Annotated in this window: 16 protein-coding genes; 1 reads left to right on the top strand and 15 read right to left on the bottom strand. The window is 62.3% G+C overall.

The annotated features are described in order from the left end of the window. Positions 1 to 90: 90 nt before the first annotated feature. The 9 genes from PXK07_RS12890 to PXK07_RS12850 all read right to left on the bottom strand — a co-directional run bounded on the left by PXK07_RS12890 (position 91) and on the right by PXK07_RS12850 (position 8,576). On the bottom strand, positions 91 to 1,167 hold the full coding sequence (locus tag PXK07_RS12890) for a protein-glutamate methylesterase/protein-glutamine glutaminase (protein ID WP_274848728.1): 1,077 nt from the start codon (positions 1,165 to 1,167) through the stop codon (positions 91 to 93). Positions 1,168 to 1,169: 2 nt separating this feature from the next. Beyond that, positions 1,170 to 2,042, bottom strand: coding sequence for a CheR family methyltransferase (locus PXK07_RS12885; protein ID WP_274848727.1), 873 nt, complete (start codon positions 2,040 to 2,042; stop codon positions 1,170 to 1,172). 72 nt (positions 2,043 to 2,114) lie between these two features. Next, complete coding sequence (locus PXK07_RS12880) at positions 2,115 to 2,648, bottom strand: chemotaxis protein CheW (RefSeq protein ID WP_274848726.1); 534 nt, start codon at positions 2,646 to 2,648, stop codon at positions 2,115 to 2,117. A 21-nt stretch (positions 2,649 to 2,669) separates the two neighbouring features. Next, positions 2,670 to 4,832: a HAMP domain-containing methyl-accepting chemotaxis protein gene (locus PXK07_RS12875; protein WP_274848725.1), complete on the bottom strand. Its 2,163-nt coding sequence runs from the start codon at positions 4,830 to 4,832 to the stop codon at positions 2,670 to 2,672. Between the two features lie 17 nt (positions 4,833 to 4,849). After that, a complete protein-coding gene (locus tag PXK07_RS12870) occupies positions 4,850 to 5,338 on the bottom strand; it encodes a chemotaxis protein CheW (protein ID WP_274848724.1) in 489 nt (162 codons plus the stop codon). A 3-nt stretch (positions 5,339 to 5,341) separates the two neighbouring features. Next, positions 5,342 to 7,408 (bottom strand): chemotaxis protein CheA, encoded by a 2,067-nt coding sequence (locus PXK07_RS12865; protein WP_274848723.1) that lies wholly within the window; start codon positions 7,406 to 7,408, stop codon positions 5,342 to 5,344. Between the two features lie 4 nt (positions 7,409 to 7,412). Next, the gene (locus PXK07_RS12860; protein WP_274848722.1) at positions 7,413 to 7,778 is read right to left on the bottom strand and encodes a response regulator; all 366 of its coding nucleotides are present in this window, start codon (positions 7,776 to 7,778) and stop codon (positions 7,413 to 7,415) included. After that, entirely contained in the window at positions 7,775 to 8,047 is a 273-nt protein-coding gene (locus tag PXK07_RS12855) for a hypothetical protein (protein ID WP_274848721.1), read from the bottom strand. The genes PXK07_RS12860 and PXK07_RS12855 overlap by 4 nt, the downstream gene beginning before the upstream one ends. A gap of 304 nt (positions 8,048 to 8,351) precedes the next feature. After that, positions 8,352 to 8,576 (bottom strand): hypothetical protein, encoded by a 225-nt coding sequence (locus PXK07_RS12850; RefSeq protein ID WP_274848720.1) that lies wholly within the window; start codon positions 8,574 to 8,576, stop codon positions 8,352 to 8,354. 18 nt (positions 8,577 to 8,594) lie between these two features. Between PXK07_RS12850 and PXK07_RS12845 the strand changes: the two genes are divergently transcribed. Beyond that, positions 8,595 to 9,890: a hypothetical protein gene (locus PXK07_RS12845; RefSeq protein ID WP_274848719.1), complete on the top strand. Its 1,296-nt coding sequence runs from the start codon at positions 8,595 to 8,597 to the stop codon at positions 9,888 to 9,890. A gap of 15 nt (positions 9,891 to 9,905) precedes the next feature. Here PXK07_RS12845 and PXK07_RS12840 read toward each other — a convergent pair whose 3' ends face one another. The 6 genes from PXK07_RS12840 to PXK07_RS12815 are packed head-to-tail and all read right to left on the bottom strand — an operon-like array spanning position 9,906 to position 15,930. Further along, on the bottom strand, positions 9,906 to 11,501 hold the full coding sequence (locus tag PXK07_RS12840; RefSeq protein ID WP_274848718.1) for an acyl-CoA dehydrogenase family protein: 1,596 nt from the start codon (positions 11,499 to 11,501) through the stop codon (positions 9,906 to 9,908). A gap of 3 nt (positions 11,502 to 11,504) precedes the next feature. Continuing rightward, positions 11,505 to 11,969 (bottom strand): DUF3237 domain-containing protein, encoded by a 465-nt coding sequence (locus tag PXK07_RS12835; RefSeq protein WP_274848717.1) that lies wholly within the window; start codon positions 11,967 to 11,969, stop codon positions 11,505 to 11,507. A gap of 1 nt (position 11,970) precedes the next feature. Continuing rightward, complete coding sequence (locus PXK07_RS12830; RefSeq protein WP_274848716.1) at positions 11,971 to 12,843, bottom strand: amidohydrolase family protein; 873 nt, start codon at positions 12,841 to 12,843, stop codon at positions 11,971 to 11,973. A 14-nt stretch (positions 12,844 to 12,857) separates the two neighbouring features. Beyond that, on the bottom strand, positions 12,858 to 14,672 hold the full coding sequence (locus tag PXK07_RS12825) for a feruloyl-CoA synthase (RefSeq protein WP_274848715.1): 1,815 nt from the start codon (positions 14,670 to 14,672) through the stop codon (positions 12,858 to 12,860). A 3-nt stretch (positions 14,673 to 14,675) separates the two neighbouring features. After that, complete coding sequence (locus PXK07_RS12820) at positions 14,676 to 15,158, bottom strand: MarR family winged helix-turn-helix transcriptional regulator (protein ID WP_274848714.1); 483 nt, start codon at positions 15,156 to 15,158, stop codon at positions 14,676 to 14,678. A 4-nt stretch (positions 15,159 to 15,162) separates the two neighbouring features. After that, positions 15,163 to 15,930, bottom strand: coding sequence for a crotonase/enoyl-CoA hydratase family protein (locus PXK07_RS12815; protein WP_274848713.1), 768 nt, complete (start codon positions 15,928 to 15,930; stop codon positions 15,163 to 15,165). Positions 15,931 to 15,941: the final 11 nt, after the last annotated feature.

The following is a 15,941-nucleotide window of genomic DNA, read 5'->3' as shown; positions in this document are numbered from 1 at the left end:
TCACGCTCCAAGACCCAAACTCGGGGAAAGCTGGGCAACACCAGCCAGTTTCCACACAGCCTCTCCTCGGGGCTGCCATGCCTGGCCTTATCAGGCGGCAGAGAGCCGCCGGATGGCAGCGGCGATGCGGTCCAGATGCACCTCTTCCTCCACCCCTCCGGCCTTCATCGCCTCCTTGGGCATGCCGTAGACCACGCAGCTTTCTTCGCTTTGTCCTAATGTGCGGGCGCCCGCCTCGCGCATCTCCAGCAGGCCCTTGGCCCCGTCATCGCCCATTCCCGTCATGATGACACCCACCGCGTTCTTGCCGGCATATTGCGCAACCGAGCGGAACATCACGTCAACCGACGGCCTGTGGCGCGACACCAGCGGGCCATCCTTGACCTCAACCCCGTAATTCGCCCCGCTGCGCGTCAGCAGCGTGTGGTGATTTCCAGGCGCGATCAACACATGGCCCCGCAGCATGCGATCGCCGCTGCGCGCTTCACGGACGGTCACATCGCAGACACTGTCCAACCGGCGGGCAAAGGCCGCGGTAAAGGTCTCGGGCATGTGCTGCACCACCAGCGTCGGCGGGCAATCGATCGGCAGGCTTTCCAGCACCACCCGCAACGCCTCTGTGCCGCCGGTGGAGGCGCCAATCGCGATGACCTTTTCGGTGGTACGGGCCATCGCCTTGACCGGGGGCGCCAGCATGGCATCTGCGCTCAGTTTCTTCTGGGTCTTCGGCCTGCGCACGATCTGCAACCGCGCCTGGGCGGCGGCCTTGACCGTATCGCATAGGGTGGTGCAGGCCTCCTCGAAGAACTCGCGGATCCCCAGTTCCGGCTTCAGGACGATATCAACGGCACCTGCATCCAAGGCCTGGGCCAGCGTCTCTGAACGGTCGGTCACCAGGGTCGAGCAGATCACGACCGGGATCGGTTTCTGAGCCATCAGGCGCCGCAGGAAGGTGATGCCATCCATGCGCGGCATCTCGACGTCCAGGGTGATCACATCGGGCACCTGCCGCCTGATGCGCTCTGCTGCAACCAGAGGATCCGAGGCCACGCCGATGACCTCCAGATCGGGGTCTGCATCCAGGATTGTCTGCATGGCCTGGCGCACCACGGCGCTGTCATCGACCACAAGAACCTTCCACGGGCCACGCCGACGTTCAAGTCCCATGCTCACACCTTTTCGTAGATTGAAGGCCCGATGGAGCGCAGGCCCGCGCGGGGAGAGACCGCCTCGGCATGGCCGGTGAACAAGATCCCCCCGGGCCGCAAGCGCCCCACCACGGCGGACAGGACACGCTCCTGCACATCTTCGGGAAAGTAGATCAGCACATTGCGAAGAAAGGCAATATCCGCTCCAAAATCGCGAACGCCGACCAAGTTGCTGAGATTGGCCCATTCGAACGTCGCCCGCTCACGCAACTCCGGAACGATCCGGTAGTAGGGCCGCCGCTCCAGATCCGTCGCGGTGCGGGACCGCATCAGGTATCGCTGGCGCTGTGCCGGGGCGACGCCCTCGATCTCGATCGCGGAATAGGTCGCGCCCTTGGCTTTCTTCAACACCGGGCGGGAGATATCGGTCCCGATCAACTGGTATTTCCTGAGGCCACCGGGGCTGCGGGCCGCATCCTCCAGCACCATGGCCGCCGACCACAGCTCGGCGCCGGTCGAACAGGCCGCGCTCCAGACCGTCAGCGGACGCTCAAACCCCGCGCCGCGTTCACCGATCCGCTCCAGGCCCTCGCGGACCAGCCAGTCATATTGGTGACGCTCGCGGAAAAAGCTGGTGGTATGGGTGGTCAGCGCCTCCACAAGGCAGCGCAGTTCGCTGCCCGCAGTGTCGGCATCGAGAAGATCCATATAGGCGTCATAGCCGTCCAGCCCCAGGGCATTCAGGCGCCGGGACACGCGCAGGTGGATGAACTCGGTCTTACCCGGATTGATCTTGACCCCCGAAGCCGCAAAGGCCCGCTCCACCAGGATGCGGCACTGGTCGGCGCTCGGCTCGACCATAGGGCTGTGAATGGGGGGTGCAGCCAGGTTCATGTCCAAGGTCCCATACTCGCAAGATCAGCGCTTGCATCCGGCCCGGCAGGCCCGGAACAAAGCGCCCGATGATTACCCAAAATCAAAGTCGCCAACCTTGTCGGTCGTGACCAGGAACTGTTCGATCTGCAGGATCAACGCGATCCCGTCCTGGGTGCGAATGACACCGTCAACCCCGTCGCCCTGCCAATCCGCACCGGTCTTTGCCACCGGTTCGATGTCCTCGTCCGGCACCTCGCGGACGCGCAGCACCTGATCGGCAACCACGCCAATCGACAAGGCGCTGCCGCCATCGTCCACTTCGAAGACGATGATCCTGGCGTCATGGCTGATCTCGGGCATCATTCCCAGCCGCGCCGCCAAATCCACGATGGCGATGCCCTGGTTCCTGAGGTCAATGACCCCCACGACATCCGGCGGCGCCTTTGGCAGCGGCAGGATTTCGCAAACCACCAGAACCTCGCGCACCGAGCGCACATCCACTGCGAAGATCCGCGCGCCAAGCCGGAACATCAGATAGGTGGCCTGTGCCGCCTCTTCTGACGCTTCCATCTCCCAGGAGCCACCGCCGGACGGCTGGTCGCCCCTGAGTGTCTCGGCTCTCATCAGCTGCCCCCCTGTCATGGCTCAGGAGGCCGCCTGATGACGCTCGAATTCAGCATCCGAGAGTTCCTCCGGGCCAAGGTCCAGCGCAAAGCCGCCCTCTTCGGCCTTGGGCGCCACGCGCACCGGGGCCGGTTTGGCTGCGGGGCTGGGCTGTGCCGCCTTTTCGGGGGCTGGCCTGCGTTGCGCCGAAGCGCCTGCTGAGGCCGTACCCAGATCGAAATAGGAGATCAGGCCGCGCAGCTGGTCCGATTGTGTCGCCAGCGACTGAGAGACCGACGCCGCTTCGGTCGCCGACGCCGCATTCTGCTGGATGACCGTGTCCAATTCGCGAATGGCCAGGTTGATCTGATCGGCGCCCACGTTCTGTTCGCGGGTCGCGGCCGAGATTTCCTGCACCAGATCCGAGGTCCGCTGGATGCTGGGCAGAAGCGCCTGCAGCATGTCTCCGGCGCGTTCGCTGACTTCAACCGTACGCCCGGACAGGTCGCCAATCTCGGCGGCGGCCTGCTGGCTGCGTTCGGCCAGCTTGCGCACCTCGGAGGCCACCACCGCAAAGCCCTTGCCATGGCTGCCGGCACGGGCCGCCTCGACCGCAGCGTTCAGGGCCAGCAGATCCGTCTGGCGGGCGATTTCCTGGATGATGTTGATCTTCTCGGCGATGGTTTTCATTGCAACCACCGCTTCGGCCACGGCTTCACCGCTTTCGGCAGCCTCCTTGGAGGATTGAACGGCGATCTTTTCGGTCTGGGCCGCGTTGTCCGCGGTCTGACGGATATTGCCGGTCATCTGCTCCATCGCGGCGCTGGCTTCCTCGGCCGCGGCGGCCTGTTCGGTCGACCCCTGGCTAAGCTGTTCGGAGGTCGCGCTCATGGCGATGCTGCCATCGGCAACAGCCGCAGAGCTGATTGTCGCCCCTTCCATGACTTCGCGCAGTTTCTCGATCATCTTTTCCAGCGCAATGCCAAGACCATCGTAGTCAGAACGGCGGGTGACATTCACCGTCAGGTCGCCATCGGCAATCCGTTCCGCCACCGTGGCCATGCCGCAGAGCGCATCGTTCATCGCCTTCATCTCGTTCATCAGGTCGCCGATCTCATCCTTCGACGTGTTGGAGGTATCGATCCGGCGATCCCCCGCTGCCACCTTGCGCACCAGTGCGGTCGCCCGGGCCAGCCCACGCCCTATGGACACGGACAAGAGTATCGCGGCGGCAAGTCCCACCACGATGGCAACTGCGGCCCCCGTCAGCAGCGTGGTGCGAGCCGTGGTGTAATGCGCGGCCGACACATTTGTTTCTTCCTGCATGGCACCGATATTATGTTCGACGATCTCACCCAGGATGGCCTTGGCGGCGCCAATGACCTCTGCGGTCGGACCCGCAAACAGCTCTGCAGCCTCTGCGTTGGTATCCTCACGCACCAAGGCAAGGGCTTGGCCACTTGTGCGTTCGACATCTGCCAACGCCTTTGCCAAATCGGAGAGGGCGCCATTGTCCGCCTGCCGATAGCTGCGCTGCAGGGTTTCAAGGATCGATCCTGCTTCCGCCATCTTTGTCTCGGCCAGTTCAATGTAAGCCTGGCGTTTCTTGGGGTCCGCTTCGAGCAGGGCGTTCTTCTCGGCGATCTTGGCCGCAGCCACGATGCCTGCCATCCGCGCAATAGACGTGCTGCCCCCCGTCAGGTCGCTTACCCCACCGGCAAAGCGGGCCTGACTGTCCTGAAAATGCACATATGCATCATGACCTTCGCCCTGCGAAACCTCCAGCGCGCGCCCATTGCTGTTGGCATGCAGAAGGGCCGAGATTTCCTTTTCCAGAGCGAGGTAGCGCGCCAGTTCCGCATCAAACTCCTGAAGCTGCCCCTGCACCTGTTGATCCGCGATCTCTCCCAAGGTCACACGATGGCCATGCAGGGTCTCGACAACCTCCTTGAGGTGATGCTCAGAGGCGTCCAGCTCTTCTGCGTCCCGTGCCAGCAGCATTTCCGCCTGCAGCGCCTCGATTTCCAGGAATTCCGCTTCCATCTCTGCCGCGATCAGCGCGCTTTTCGAGGTCACGCTGACCAGATGCTCAAGATCCGAATGCGACCCTGCAAGACGGGTGATCGAAATCCAGGCCAGGCCACTCATAAGGATCAGAACGGTGGCAAAAGCACCGATCAATTTCTTTTTGATAGTCAACTTCATGCCATTGTCTCCAGAGTTCAGGCGGCCACGGAACGGTCGGCGGCCGGCGCAAAAGTCGTTTCGGTTTCAAGTAGGATCACAAGTTCGCCGTTGTCGCGGATGGCGCCACGCAGATAGGCCTGAGGCCAGGCGGCCCCAAGCTGCGGAACCTGCTCCATTGAGGAGCGGTCGTATTCGATGACCTGCTCCACGCTGTCGGCGCAGAACGCCAGTTTTTGCGGTGTGCATTCGATCGGATGTTCGAAGACGATCATCCGCCCATCGTCCTCGGACGCGCCCGGGGCAAGCCCCAGCCGGTGGCGGATATCGATCACCGGCACCACCGCGCCACGGACATTTATCAACCCGGGCGCAAAGGGGCCTGCGTTGGGCACCGGCGTGGCGCGCTGCGGATCGAGGATCTCATGCACCCAAGTGACGGAGATCGCAAAGGCCTCTCCGTCGAGGCGGAAGATCAGCAGCATTCCGGTGTTAGAGGTCTCTTGTGTCATATCATCTGTCTGCATCGCTCATGCCGCCTTTCTGGGGCCCTGATCACGGCGGGTCTCGGCCCATCTGATCAGGGTGGCCACATCGATGATCAGGGCCACGCGGCCATCGCCCAGGATGGTCGCGCCGCCCAGACCGGGGATGTCCTTGTGATAGGCGCTCAGCCCCTTGATGACGGTCTGGCTTTGTCCCAGGATATCGTCCACCACCAGGCCCGCCCGCATGCCATCGACCCGGACCACCACCACGCGGCGCCCGGCATCCGGTTTGGCGGTCTGACCGAACAGCGCGTCCAGCTCCAGATAGGGCACCATTTCATCGCGGATCTGCAGCAGGGAGCGGCCACTGTCGCGTTTGCTTTCGGCTTCATCCATCTCGACGCATTCCTCGACCGCCGAGAGCGGGATCACGTAGACCGACTCTCCCAGTCGCACCCGCAGCCCGTCGATGATCGCCATGGTCACCGGCAGCCGCAGGGTGATACGGGTGCCTTGCCCTGCGCGGGACAGCACATGGATACTGCCTCCCAGCGCATCGATGGTGGTTTTCACCGCATCCATGCCCACACCGCGCCCCGACACCGAGGACACCACCTTGGCCGTGGAGAAACCGGGTTCAAAAATCAAATGGTGCAGGTCCTGTTCGCTGAGTTCGGCCTCGGGATCGATCAACTCCCGCTCGATGGCGCGGGCCCGGATCGCCTCTGCATCCAGACCTTTGCCATTGTCCTCGATCGAAACGAGGATCTCGCCGCCCTCCTGACAGGCCGAAAGCCAGAGAGAGCCCTGCGGGGTTTTCCCCTGAGCCTGGCGGTCTTCAGCGGTCTCAAGCCCATGATCGACAGAGTTTCGGATCATATGCACCAAGGGTTCGCTGATGCGGTCGATGACGTTCTTGTCGATCTCGGTTTCACCACCTTCGGTGATCAGGCGAATATCCTTGCCAAGATCGGCTGACAGATCCCGCACCACGCGGCGAAACTTTCCAAATACGGATTCAATCGGCAGCATGCGGATGGAAAGGGTGGCGTCGCGCAACCCCATCACCAGGCGCTGCACATCTTCCACCACGGTTTCCAGAGTCGGATCGGAAATCTCCTCCGACACCGCCTCCAGACGTGCCTGCGCAATCACCAATTCCCCCAGCGCATCCATCATGTCGTCCAGCCGGGAGGAGGTGACGCGGATGCTCTCGGATTTGGCAGCTGTCGGCAGCTTTGCCTTCGGTTCGGGTTTGGGTTGGGCTGCGGCCTGCGAGGGCGCCGGGGCCGCAGCAGCCGGGACCTGCGCCACCGCGGGCTCGGCACTGTCTGTCGCCGGGGGTTCTGTCGCCAGGGTTTCCTCAACCGAGATTTCGGGCGTCATTTCGGTGATCGAAAGATCCGCGTCATCGGCAAAGATGAACACATCTTCCACCGCCTCGCGCCCTTCGGCGGTTTCCAGCTCCACGATCCAGCCCAGCACTGCCTCTGTCGGATCGAGTTCGGTCAAGCGCGGCACCGCCGAAACGTCCAGCGACACCTGGATCTTGCCGAGATCGGCAAGCTCCCGCATCAACAGATCGGGCCGCATGCCATTGCGCAGCGCATCCTGTGCCGGCGTGAAGCGGATCAGGAAGGTCTGCACCCCTGTCGGCGCTGGTGCCGCAGTTTCGCCCGCATCTGCCTCGACCTTACCCGGGGCCTCGATACTCTCCTCGGACGTCCCGGTCAGGTTTGACAGCCGCTCCACAATGGCAGAGACCTCTGGCGAGACAAGCAGTGCCTCCGCCTCTGGTCCGTCGCCGCCCAGATCCAGGAACGACACCATGAGATCCCGCGCCGCAAGCGACAGATCGATCAGATCCCGTTCCACCTGCAACGCCCCGTCGCGCACCAGGTCATAGGCGTTTTCGAAGTGATGGGTAAAGCGGGACAGGGCCGTATAGCCGAACATGCTGCCCGATCCCTTGACCGTATGCAGCGCCCGGAAGATCTCGTCGATCCTGGCCGAGGTGACATCGTCTTCCAGTTCCAGAAACGAGTCCTCAAGCTCGGCCAGCAATTCCCGCGCCTCAAGAACAAATGCTTCGGTCGCCTGTTCGATCATCGCCTTATCCCAGCAGCTTTCTCGTGACCGCGATCAGCTTGTCGGTATCGAACGGCTTGTTGATCCATCCGGTTGCACCGGCGGCCTTTCCCTTGGCCTTCATTTCGGGCGAGGATTCGGTGGTCAGCATCACGATCGGAACGCCGGTTCCGGCGGCGTCACGCCGCGCGTTAGAGATGAAATCGATCCCATTCATGACCGGCATGTTTAGATCGGTAATAACCAATGCTGGCCGCTCCGATCTCAGCTTTTGCAGCCCATCGGCGCCATTTTCGGCGGAAACAACCCTGAAACCCTGAGGCTCCAGAGTAAATGCCACCATATCGCGAACGGCCTTACTATCATCAATTGCCAGAATGGTTTTTGTCATTCCTCACCCTCATTCCTCTTTACATTCGACCGTGTCGCGAATTGCGACGCGATTGGCCCCAACACATATGACAGACTGCGCTTGCGCATCTCTTCAATTCCGGCAAACAGAATTTGAAGGGACACCTGACTGGCGCTTTCCCCTTTGATTTCAATAAGTAATTCTTGATCCCGACAGGCTCCGATCGCCTCCAACAGCAGCGTTTGCTCCGCCTTTGCAGAATGCGCATCAAGATCATGTGCCAGATTGAATTCCGCGGGAACACTCATCTCAAGAACTTACCCTCAGATTGTTTTCACCACCAAAGTGCAGTATCAGTGTGAAATTTCAATTAATGGGATTTTTTATAATCACCTAATTCAGAAGGCGGCTTTACCTCAAATTCACAAAAGAATGTCAGGCTGAGATATAAAGATCCTCACATCGCAAAAATAAAGTAAAATCATGCAACTTCCGCAAAAAGATCGTAAAACAAAATCGCTCTCTATGGATGTATTCACGGAATGCTCGACCGTTGCGATTCGACTGTCTCACGATGGCAACAAAGCGTTCTCGCGGTTGATTGAATGCCTGTCAGCGGTTCGGGATCTGCAGACCACAGCCCTGGCCGACCTCGGCCGCTTTGCAGAATTGGCGGCAGGCGAGCAGGACAGTGGCAAGGATCCCTTGCAAGCCCTGTGCACCAGCATTCAAGCCATGCATCGCGCCCTGGACGTTTTTTGCACCGCTCATGCGGCCAGCGAAACGCATGCCTGCAATGCCGAGGTTGAACGGCAGCTTTCGGACATCAATCGCCATGGTCAGACGCTTTCGGTTGTGGCGACCCTGACAAAGACGACCGCGGCCTCCTACGGCACATCTGCCTTTGTCGAATATGTGGATGACCTGGCGCGAATCGCGCTTGTCATTCGCGATGCCTCGGAATCTGTCCTATCGACCCTGGCTGAACTCGAAGACCGCGAGGGCACAAGCCTGGCCAGTTGTCGGGATGGGCTGGCCCTGGTCAGCCGCCTGATGCAGATCGTCAGCGCGCGGGCCGAAGAGATCAGCCGTTTGCATACGGATGAACGCCAGGCTGCAACCGCCATTGCCGAGGCGGCAGATGCGCTGGTGCAGCGCAGCAATCAGCAGATGAAGGTTTTTGTGACCGCTGTGCAGTTTTCCGACCGTCTGGCGCAGCGCCTGGATCACCTGGCGCAGATATTGAACCGCGACGGCCAGAACGTCGAGGCGCTGGCCGCAGCCCATGCCCGCAGCATCGCAGGCGATGTTACCGGGGTCGCCGAGGAGGTGTCGACGGCGATGCAGGCGCTCTCGGAGATCTGGCGCAAGGGGGCTGAAATCTACTCGGCCGGCGCCATTGCCCGCTCCATCGAAGACAGTCTCGATACACGCCGGGAAACCGCCCGTTTCATCGTGCGGCAATTCGCTGAAATCCGCGATGCCCTGAATTCCACGGCCAAGGATGCCGATACCCTGCCCGGGACCATTGAAGCCGCCAACCAGAGCTTTAACCGCCTGGAAAGCAGCACCAAATCGGTGGCCTATTCCGCCATGAACTCTTCGCTGCTGGCCTCAAGATCGGAAGAGGCCCGTCATGCGATGGCAACTCTTTCCTTTGAAGTGCGCGCAACCGCTGCCAAATGTCTTGCGGCGGTACAGGGCAGCCAAAAAGAGCTGCAAACCCTGGCGGAAAACTCGAAGTTCGGCGTCGATGATCTGATCAGCACCGGCACCGCGCTGGATCAGGCCATCACCGCCTATGAAAGCGAGATCGAACTGGGGCAACACCGGCTGGACCAGCTGGACCAGCTGCGCACCCAGGCGGCAGACGTCACCGCACGGCTGTTGGAACTGGTCCAGGATGCCACTCAATCGATGCAGGAGGTGTTGGAGGTATCCGATCAACTGGGTGACATGGCCGCGTCGCTTGAGGACATGCCGCCTGCACAGGCGCCCGACGAAACGGTGCTTGCGGAGATCTGGGACACCTATAGCATGGATGATGAGCGTGCGGTTCACGCCGCACTCTACCCGAATGCCGGACAACAGATCACAACGCCTGCCGAAGCTGAGGCAGACAGCGACGATCTGGACGACGTCTTTTTCTGAGCCTTTGGGCGCGGTTTACGCCGACCCTGAGCCGATCGCCCGCAGCTGCGTCAAACGCGCCGGGCGCCAGGCAGCAATTTCCGCCAATTGAACTGCAGCAACACGGGAAATCCGCTCTGGCTGCGGATGCGCTGCGGCCTGCGCCACCATCCGGTGCCACAGCGCTGTCAAAAGCGTATCCCGCGTCAGCAGGTAAAACGCATGGGCAAAGGGAGTCGGGTCGTCCTGGTTCAGCAGGACCTGCCGCGCCTCTTGCCAATCGGCCAATGCCTCTGCGACCTCCGGATGGCCTTCCCCTGCCAGAAATGCCGCAAAGGCATCGGCGGGCGCCGCGCCCAGCAGCCGCGTGGCCAGCATCCGTTCGTGAATGCCGTTGGCCCCCTCGTAGATCGCGCAGATCCGCGCGTCCCTGTAGGTCTGTTCCAGCCGGTATTCGCGCAGGTAGCCATAGCCGCCCAGCACCTGAATGCCCTGCTCGGCGCCGCGAATCCCGGCCTCGGTGCCGCTGACCTTTGCAAGCGGCGTCAGGAACTCCACCAGATCGGGGGTGTCGCCCCGCTCCATGGTGACAAAGGCCAGATGTGCAATGGCGCGGGCGCCAAGGGCAGCGGCGTCGATCTCATCCAGCATGCGGCGCACGTCGGCGTGACCATCCAGGGTGACCGTCTGCCCCTCCGCACCGCGCCCCTGCTGACGCTCCGCCGCGTAAGATCCAGCCACATCATAGGCGCGGGCCGCATGGGCCACACCCTGCAGCGCCACATCGGAACGCGCGTGGTTCATCATCGTGAACATCGCCATCAGCCCCTGCCCCTCGGCACCGATCAGCTCTGCCTCGGCGCCGTCAAAGGCCAGCTGGCAAGTGGGCGAGGCATGCAGGCCCATCTTTTCCTCGATCCGGGTGACGGTGACACCATTGCGACTGCCATCCGCGCGGGTGCAGGGACAGAGGAACAGCGACAGCCCCTTGATGCCATTGTCAGAGGTCCGCGCCAGCACCAGATGCAGGATCTTGTCGCTCATGTCCTGATCGCCGCCGGAGATAAAGATCTTCTCGCCGGTGATCTGCCAGCCGCCTCCATCGGGGGTCGCGCGGCAGCGCACGCGCGACAGGTCCGATCCCGCGCCGGGCTCGGTCAGGCACATGGTGGCCAGTGTTTCACCCGAGGCAAGCGACGGCAGGTAGCACGCCTGCTGGTCTTCGCTGCCGAACCGCAACAGGGTGCGCGCGGCGCCGGGGACCAGCCCGGTGACCATCTGCATGGAATGGTTGGCGCCGGAAAAAATCTCCGACGTGATCGCCAGCATCATCGCCCCCATGCCCTGACCACCGAACTCTTCGGGGATGGTCAGCCCCGGCCAGCCCTGTTCGGCATAGGAGGCGTAGAGTTTCTTGAACCCGGCGGGCATCGTCACGCGGCCATCCGTCAGGGTGCATCCCTCAAGATCACCGGGTTCATCCAGCGGCGCGATCTCACCTTCGGCAAAGGCGGCGAAATGCCCTGCAATCTCCGATGCGAATTCCGCATCCCAATCGGGCAGATCCCTGGCGCCTGCCACATGGTTCAGGGTGAACAGGATATCCTCAACCGGTGCAACAAACGGCTTCACGGCTTACTCCACTGCAAAATAGTCGATTTCCACGGCCGAGGCGCGCCGGATGCCGGAACAGACAAACAGCATGTGATTGACCCAGGCATAGCGGTCATCACCGGTTTCCAGCCGCGCCGCCGTGCGCATGTAGTAGCTGGCGGGATCCACGTCCTCGCCCCTGGCCAGGCGCGCGATCACCTCCGCCGGGCCATGGCGGCTGCCCACGTTGACGATCTCGATCACCGCGCCGTCCTCGGTCTTGACCGCATAGCGCGTATCAAGATGGGCGGCCCCGTCGGCATAGATGGTCTGCCAGTCGGCACCGAGGTTAAGCACCTCGCCGGTCAGATCGGGGCCAAGCGCCCTGCCCCCGATGATCGGTATGATCCGCCGCACGCCCGCACGCCCCTGCCCCAGTTCCATCGGCGGGCCAAGCTCAACCCGCAGGCGGAAGGCATGGCGTAGCTTGGGTGCGGGGATCTCCATCTTACTCGACCCCGAGCAGACGCATGGCGTTGCCCTTGATGATGTCTTCGCGCAGGTGGTCCTTGATCGCGATCTTCTCGAAATCCGCCAGCCAGCGTTCCGGCGTGATCATCGGCCAGTCAGACCCGAACAGCACCTTCTTCTTAAGGATCGAGTTGCAGTATTTCACAAGGATTTCAGGGAAGTACTTGGGCGACCAGCCGGAGAGATCGATATAGACGTTGGGCTTGTGCTGGGCCACCGACAGCGCCTCTTCCTGCCAGGGGAAGGAGGGGTGCGCGAGGATGATCTTCATCTCGGGGAAGTCCACCGCCACATCGTCCATATACATCGGGTTGGAATACTTCAGCCGCATGCCATTGCCGCCGGGCATCCCGCTGCCGACGCCGGTCTGACCGGTGTGAAACAGGGCAATCCCGCCCTCTTCGGCGATGGCTTCATATAGATCATAGGCCATGCGGTCATTGGCATAGAACCCCTGCATGGTGGGGTGGAACTTGAACCCCTTGATGCCGAAATCCTTGATCAGGCGGCGCGCCTCGCGGGCGCCCATCTTGCCCTTATGCGGGTCGATGCTGGCAAAGGGGATCAGCACATCGTCATTTTCGGCCGCCAGTTCCGCGACTTCTTCGTTCTTGTAGCGGCGATAGCCGGTCTCGCGCTCGGCATCGACCGGGAAGATCACGGCGGCGATGTTCTGCTTGCGATAGTGGGCAGCTGTTTCCGGCACGGTGGGCGGATGCTGCCAGGGCGCGCCAAAATAGTTGGCCATGGTGGCCTGCAGCTCATCATAGCCGTCATCGGCATGGCAACCGCAGGGTTCTTCGGCGTGGGTGTGAAAGTCGATCGCACGGACCTTGGAAAAATCTACCATTGTCTTTGTTCCTGTCAGAGTTTCGCAGTACCGCTGGCGGCGTCGTCATAAAGCCGCTCCAGCAGATTAGCGCGGCGCGTCAGCACCTTGCGGAAGTTGAGGTTGCCCTTGGCGGTGATCTCGGCATCGGTGAGGGAGGGCGGTTCGGCCAGCACGATGGCCCGCGCCACCCGGGTGGAGGATCCGGAAATCCGCCCGGCGCGTTCGTTCAGCCGGTGATGGATCTCGGACAGCAGCTGCGGACAGACCAAGGCGCCACCGTCTTCCTCCAGGGTGTAGCCCGCCGCCTCGATGGCTTCCGTGTTGGGGAAGATCATCACGCCGATCTCATCCCGGTCCTGCCCGGTGACCACCAGATCAGCGGCCAGCGGCGCCAGGGTCGAAAGCATCTCGATCCGAAGACCCGCCGCCCGCACCCAAGTGCCGGTCAGCAGCTTGAAGTCCTCGGAGATGCGGCCGTCAAAACGCATCCCCTTGTTGATGTCGCCCTTGTCGACAAACACCATGGCATCGCCGGTGATGAAATAACCTTCGTCGTCAAAGGCGTCGGCGGTCTTTTCCGGATCCTCGAAATAGCCGGGCATCACGTTCGGCCCCTTGACGCGCATCTCGCAGCGCATGTCATCGTCCGGGATCAGCTTCAGGGTCACACCGGTCATCGGCACCCCCACCACGCCCGAGCTTTCGGTCGGCTCCTGCTGGATCATCGTGGCAGGCGCGGTTTCGGTCAGCCCCCAGGAGGAGGTCATCAGCGGCACCTCGCCCTTGATCTCCATCGCCATGGATTCAAAGCCGGTCCAGACCTCCTGCGGCAGGGAGGCGCCCGCGTAGAAGATCATGTCCAGATCCTCAAAGAACCGCTGACGCAGGCCCGCGTCCTTTTCCAGCGCCTCCAGCAGCATGGCAAAGCCCATGGGCACGTTGAACACCAGGCTGCCGGTCACCATCGACAGGTTTTCAACGGTGCGGTCAAAGAGGCCCTTCACCGGCTTGCCGTCGTCGATGTAGAAGCTGCCGCCATTGGCCAGCATCATGTTGAAGTTATGCGATCCGCCAAAGACATGGTTCCAGGGCAGCCAATCCACGATACGCGGCGCGCGCGCGCGCAGGAACGGCAGGCTGTCGGCCAGCTGGGCTTGGTTCACGCACATCATCCGCTGGGTGGTCAGCACCCCCTTGGGATTGGAGGTGGAGCCGCTGGTCATCAGGATCTTGGCAACGGTATCGGGCGTCACCTTGGCAAAGCCCGCATCCACATCGACGCCCGCATCCCCCTTCAAGAGTTCCGCGAAAGGCGTGACATTGGCGCCGCCAGTGCGGGTGGCGACGATCTCGACGCCCTCAAGTGCGTCCAGCTTGAGCGCCTCGCCATACTGATCGGCATCGACCACATAGGCCATCTTGGGGCGCACCAGTTCGATGGCGTGACGCAGCCGCCCGTGGGCACCATGGATCAGCGAATACTGCTCGGCCACGGGCACGGTGGGCACACCGGCATATTGCGCGCCCAGTGACAGAAGCCCGTGATCGACGCCGTTGCCGGACATGATCAGGATCGGCGTCTCCGCCCCCATGCCCCGCGCCAGCAGGGAGGCCGCAATGGCGCGCACCTGCTGCAGGGTCGCAGCGTAGCTTTCCTCGCGCCAGCCCGCACCGCTGCGTTCGGCCAGAAACACGCGGGTCGGGGCTTCATCCGCCCAGTGGTGCAGCCAGTCCCCGGTGCGATCCGTCACCGGACCCAGGTCATAGTCCGAGCGCAGCAGGATGCTGCCATCCGCCCGGTCTTCGCGGTTCACCGCATGGGGTAGAAAGCTAGAGGTCCGTTTCATCACTCATCCTTTCGCCTGGTGTTTCTGGATCACTTCAAGGGCCGCAACCACCGTGTTGCGGGTCTCGGCATCCAAGCCTTCAAGCATCCGTTTTTCGTGGTCCCTCATCGCGGCAAAGGCTTTTTCATAAAGCTGCCGCCCGGCCAGCGTCACCCGCAGCGCATAGGCGCGCCGGTCGGTCGGCACCCGGTCGCGCACGATCAGATCGCGCCGCTCGAGTTCATCAATGACGATCACCAGATTGGGCCGCTCCACATCCATGGCATCGGCCAGCTGCGATTGGCGCAGGCCGGGATTGTCCACGATCAGTGTCAGCGCCGTGTAGGTCAGCATGCGCAGCTCGAAGGGTTTCAGCGTTTGGGTGAGATCCGCCTGCAGCACGTTGAAGGCGCGCTTCATGTGATAGCCGATAAAGCCGCGCAGGGTGGCATCACTGACCTCCGCGCCCTTGGGCTGCAGATCACGATCGGATACAGCTTTCTTCATCTGGTCACCTGAACTTTGGCGCGCGCTTTTCAAGGAAGGCGCGCAGGCCCTCCTCGGCATCGGGCGTGGTCTGCGACAGGGCCGCTGCGAGCGACTCCGTGAACAATCCATCCGCCTGCGACATATCCGTGATACGCGCGATGGACTGGATCATCAGGTAGTTGGACAGGGGCGCGTTGCGGGCGATCTTTCCGGCCAGCGTGCGCGCCAACCCCATCGCCTCGCCCTCGCCCACGGCGTAATGCGCAAGGCCCAGTGCGACGCCGGTTTCGGCGTCATATTTGCGGCCCGTCAACATCATCTCGGTCATCCGGTCCGCGCCCAACAGGCGCCCCACCCGCGCGGTGGCACCGCCCCCCACGAAGATCCCGCGCCGCCCCTCGGGCAGCTGGAAGATTGTCGAAGGCTCGGCAATGCGCACATGGGTGGAACTGGCCAGCTCCAGCCCGCCACCGATCACCGCGCCAAACATGGCCGAGACGACCGCCAGCCCGCCGAACTGGATCTTCTCCATTACCCCATGCCACTGGCGCGAGTGATAAAGGTTCTCCTCGGCCGAACGGTGCACATGTTCAGACAGATCCAAGCCAGAGCAGAAATGCCCTGCGGTGCCGGTCAGGATCACCACGCGCACCTCCTTTGGCGGCGCCGAGAAGAAGGCGTCCAGCGCCTCCAGCAGCTCTTCGCACATGGCGTTGCGCTTGTCCGGGCGGTTCATCACCAGGGTGGCAATGCTGTCTTCGATCTCGATCTTCAGGATGGGGTCGCTCATTGGGGAGGAGT

This window comes from Phaeobacter sp. QD34_24, from assembly GCF_028890115.1.
Taxonomy (GTDB): domain Bacteria; phylum Pseudomonadota; class Alphaproteobacteria; order Rhodobacterales; family Rhodobacteraceae; genus Phycobacter.
This window is presented reverse-complemented; position numbering and strand designations above follow the sequence as displayed.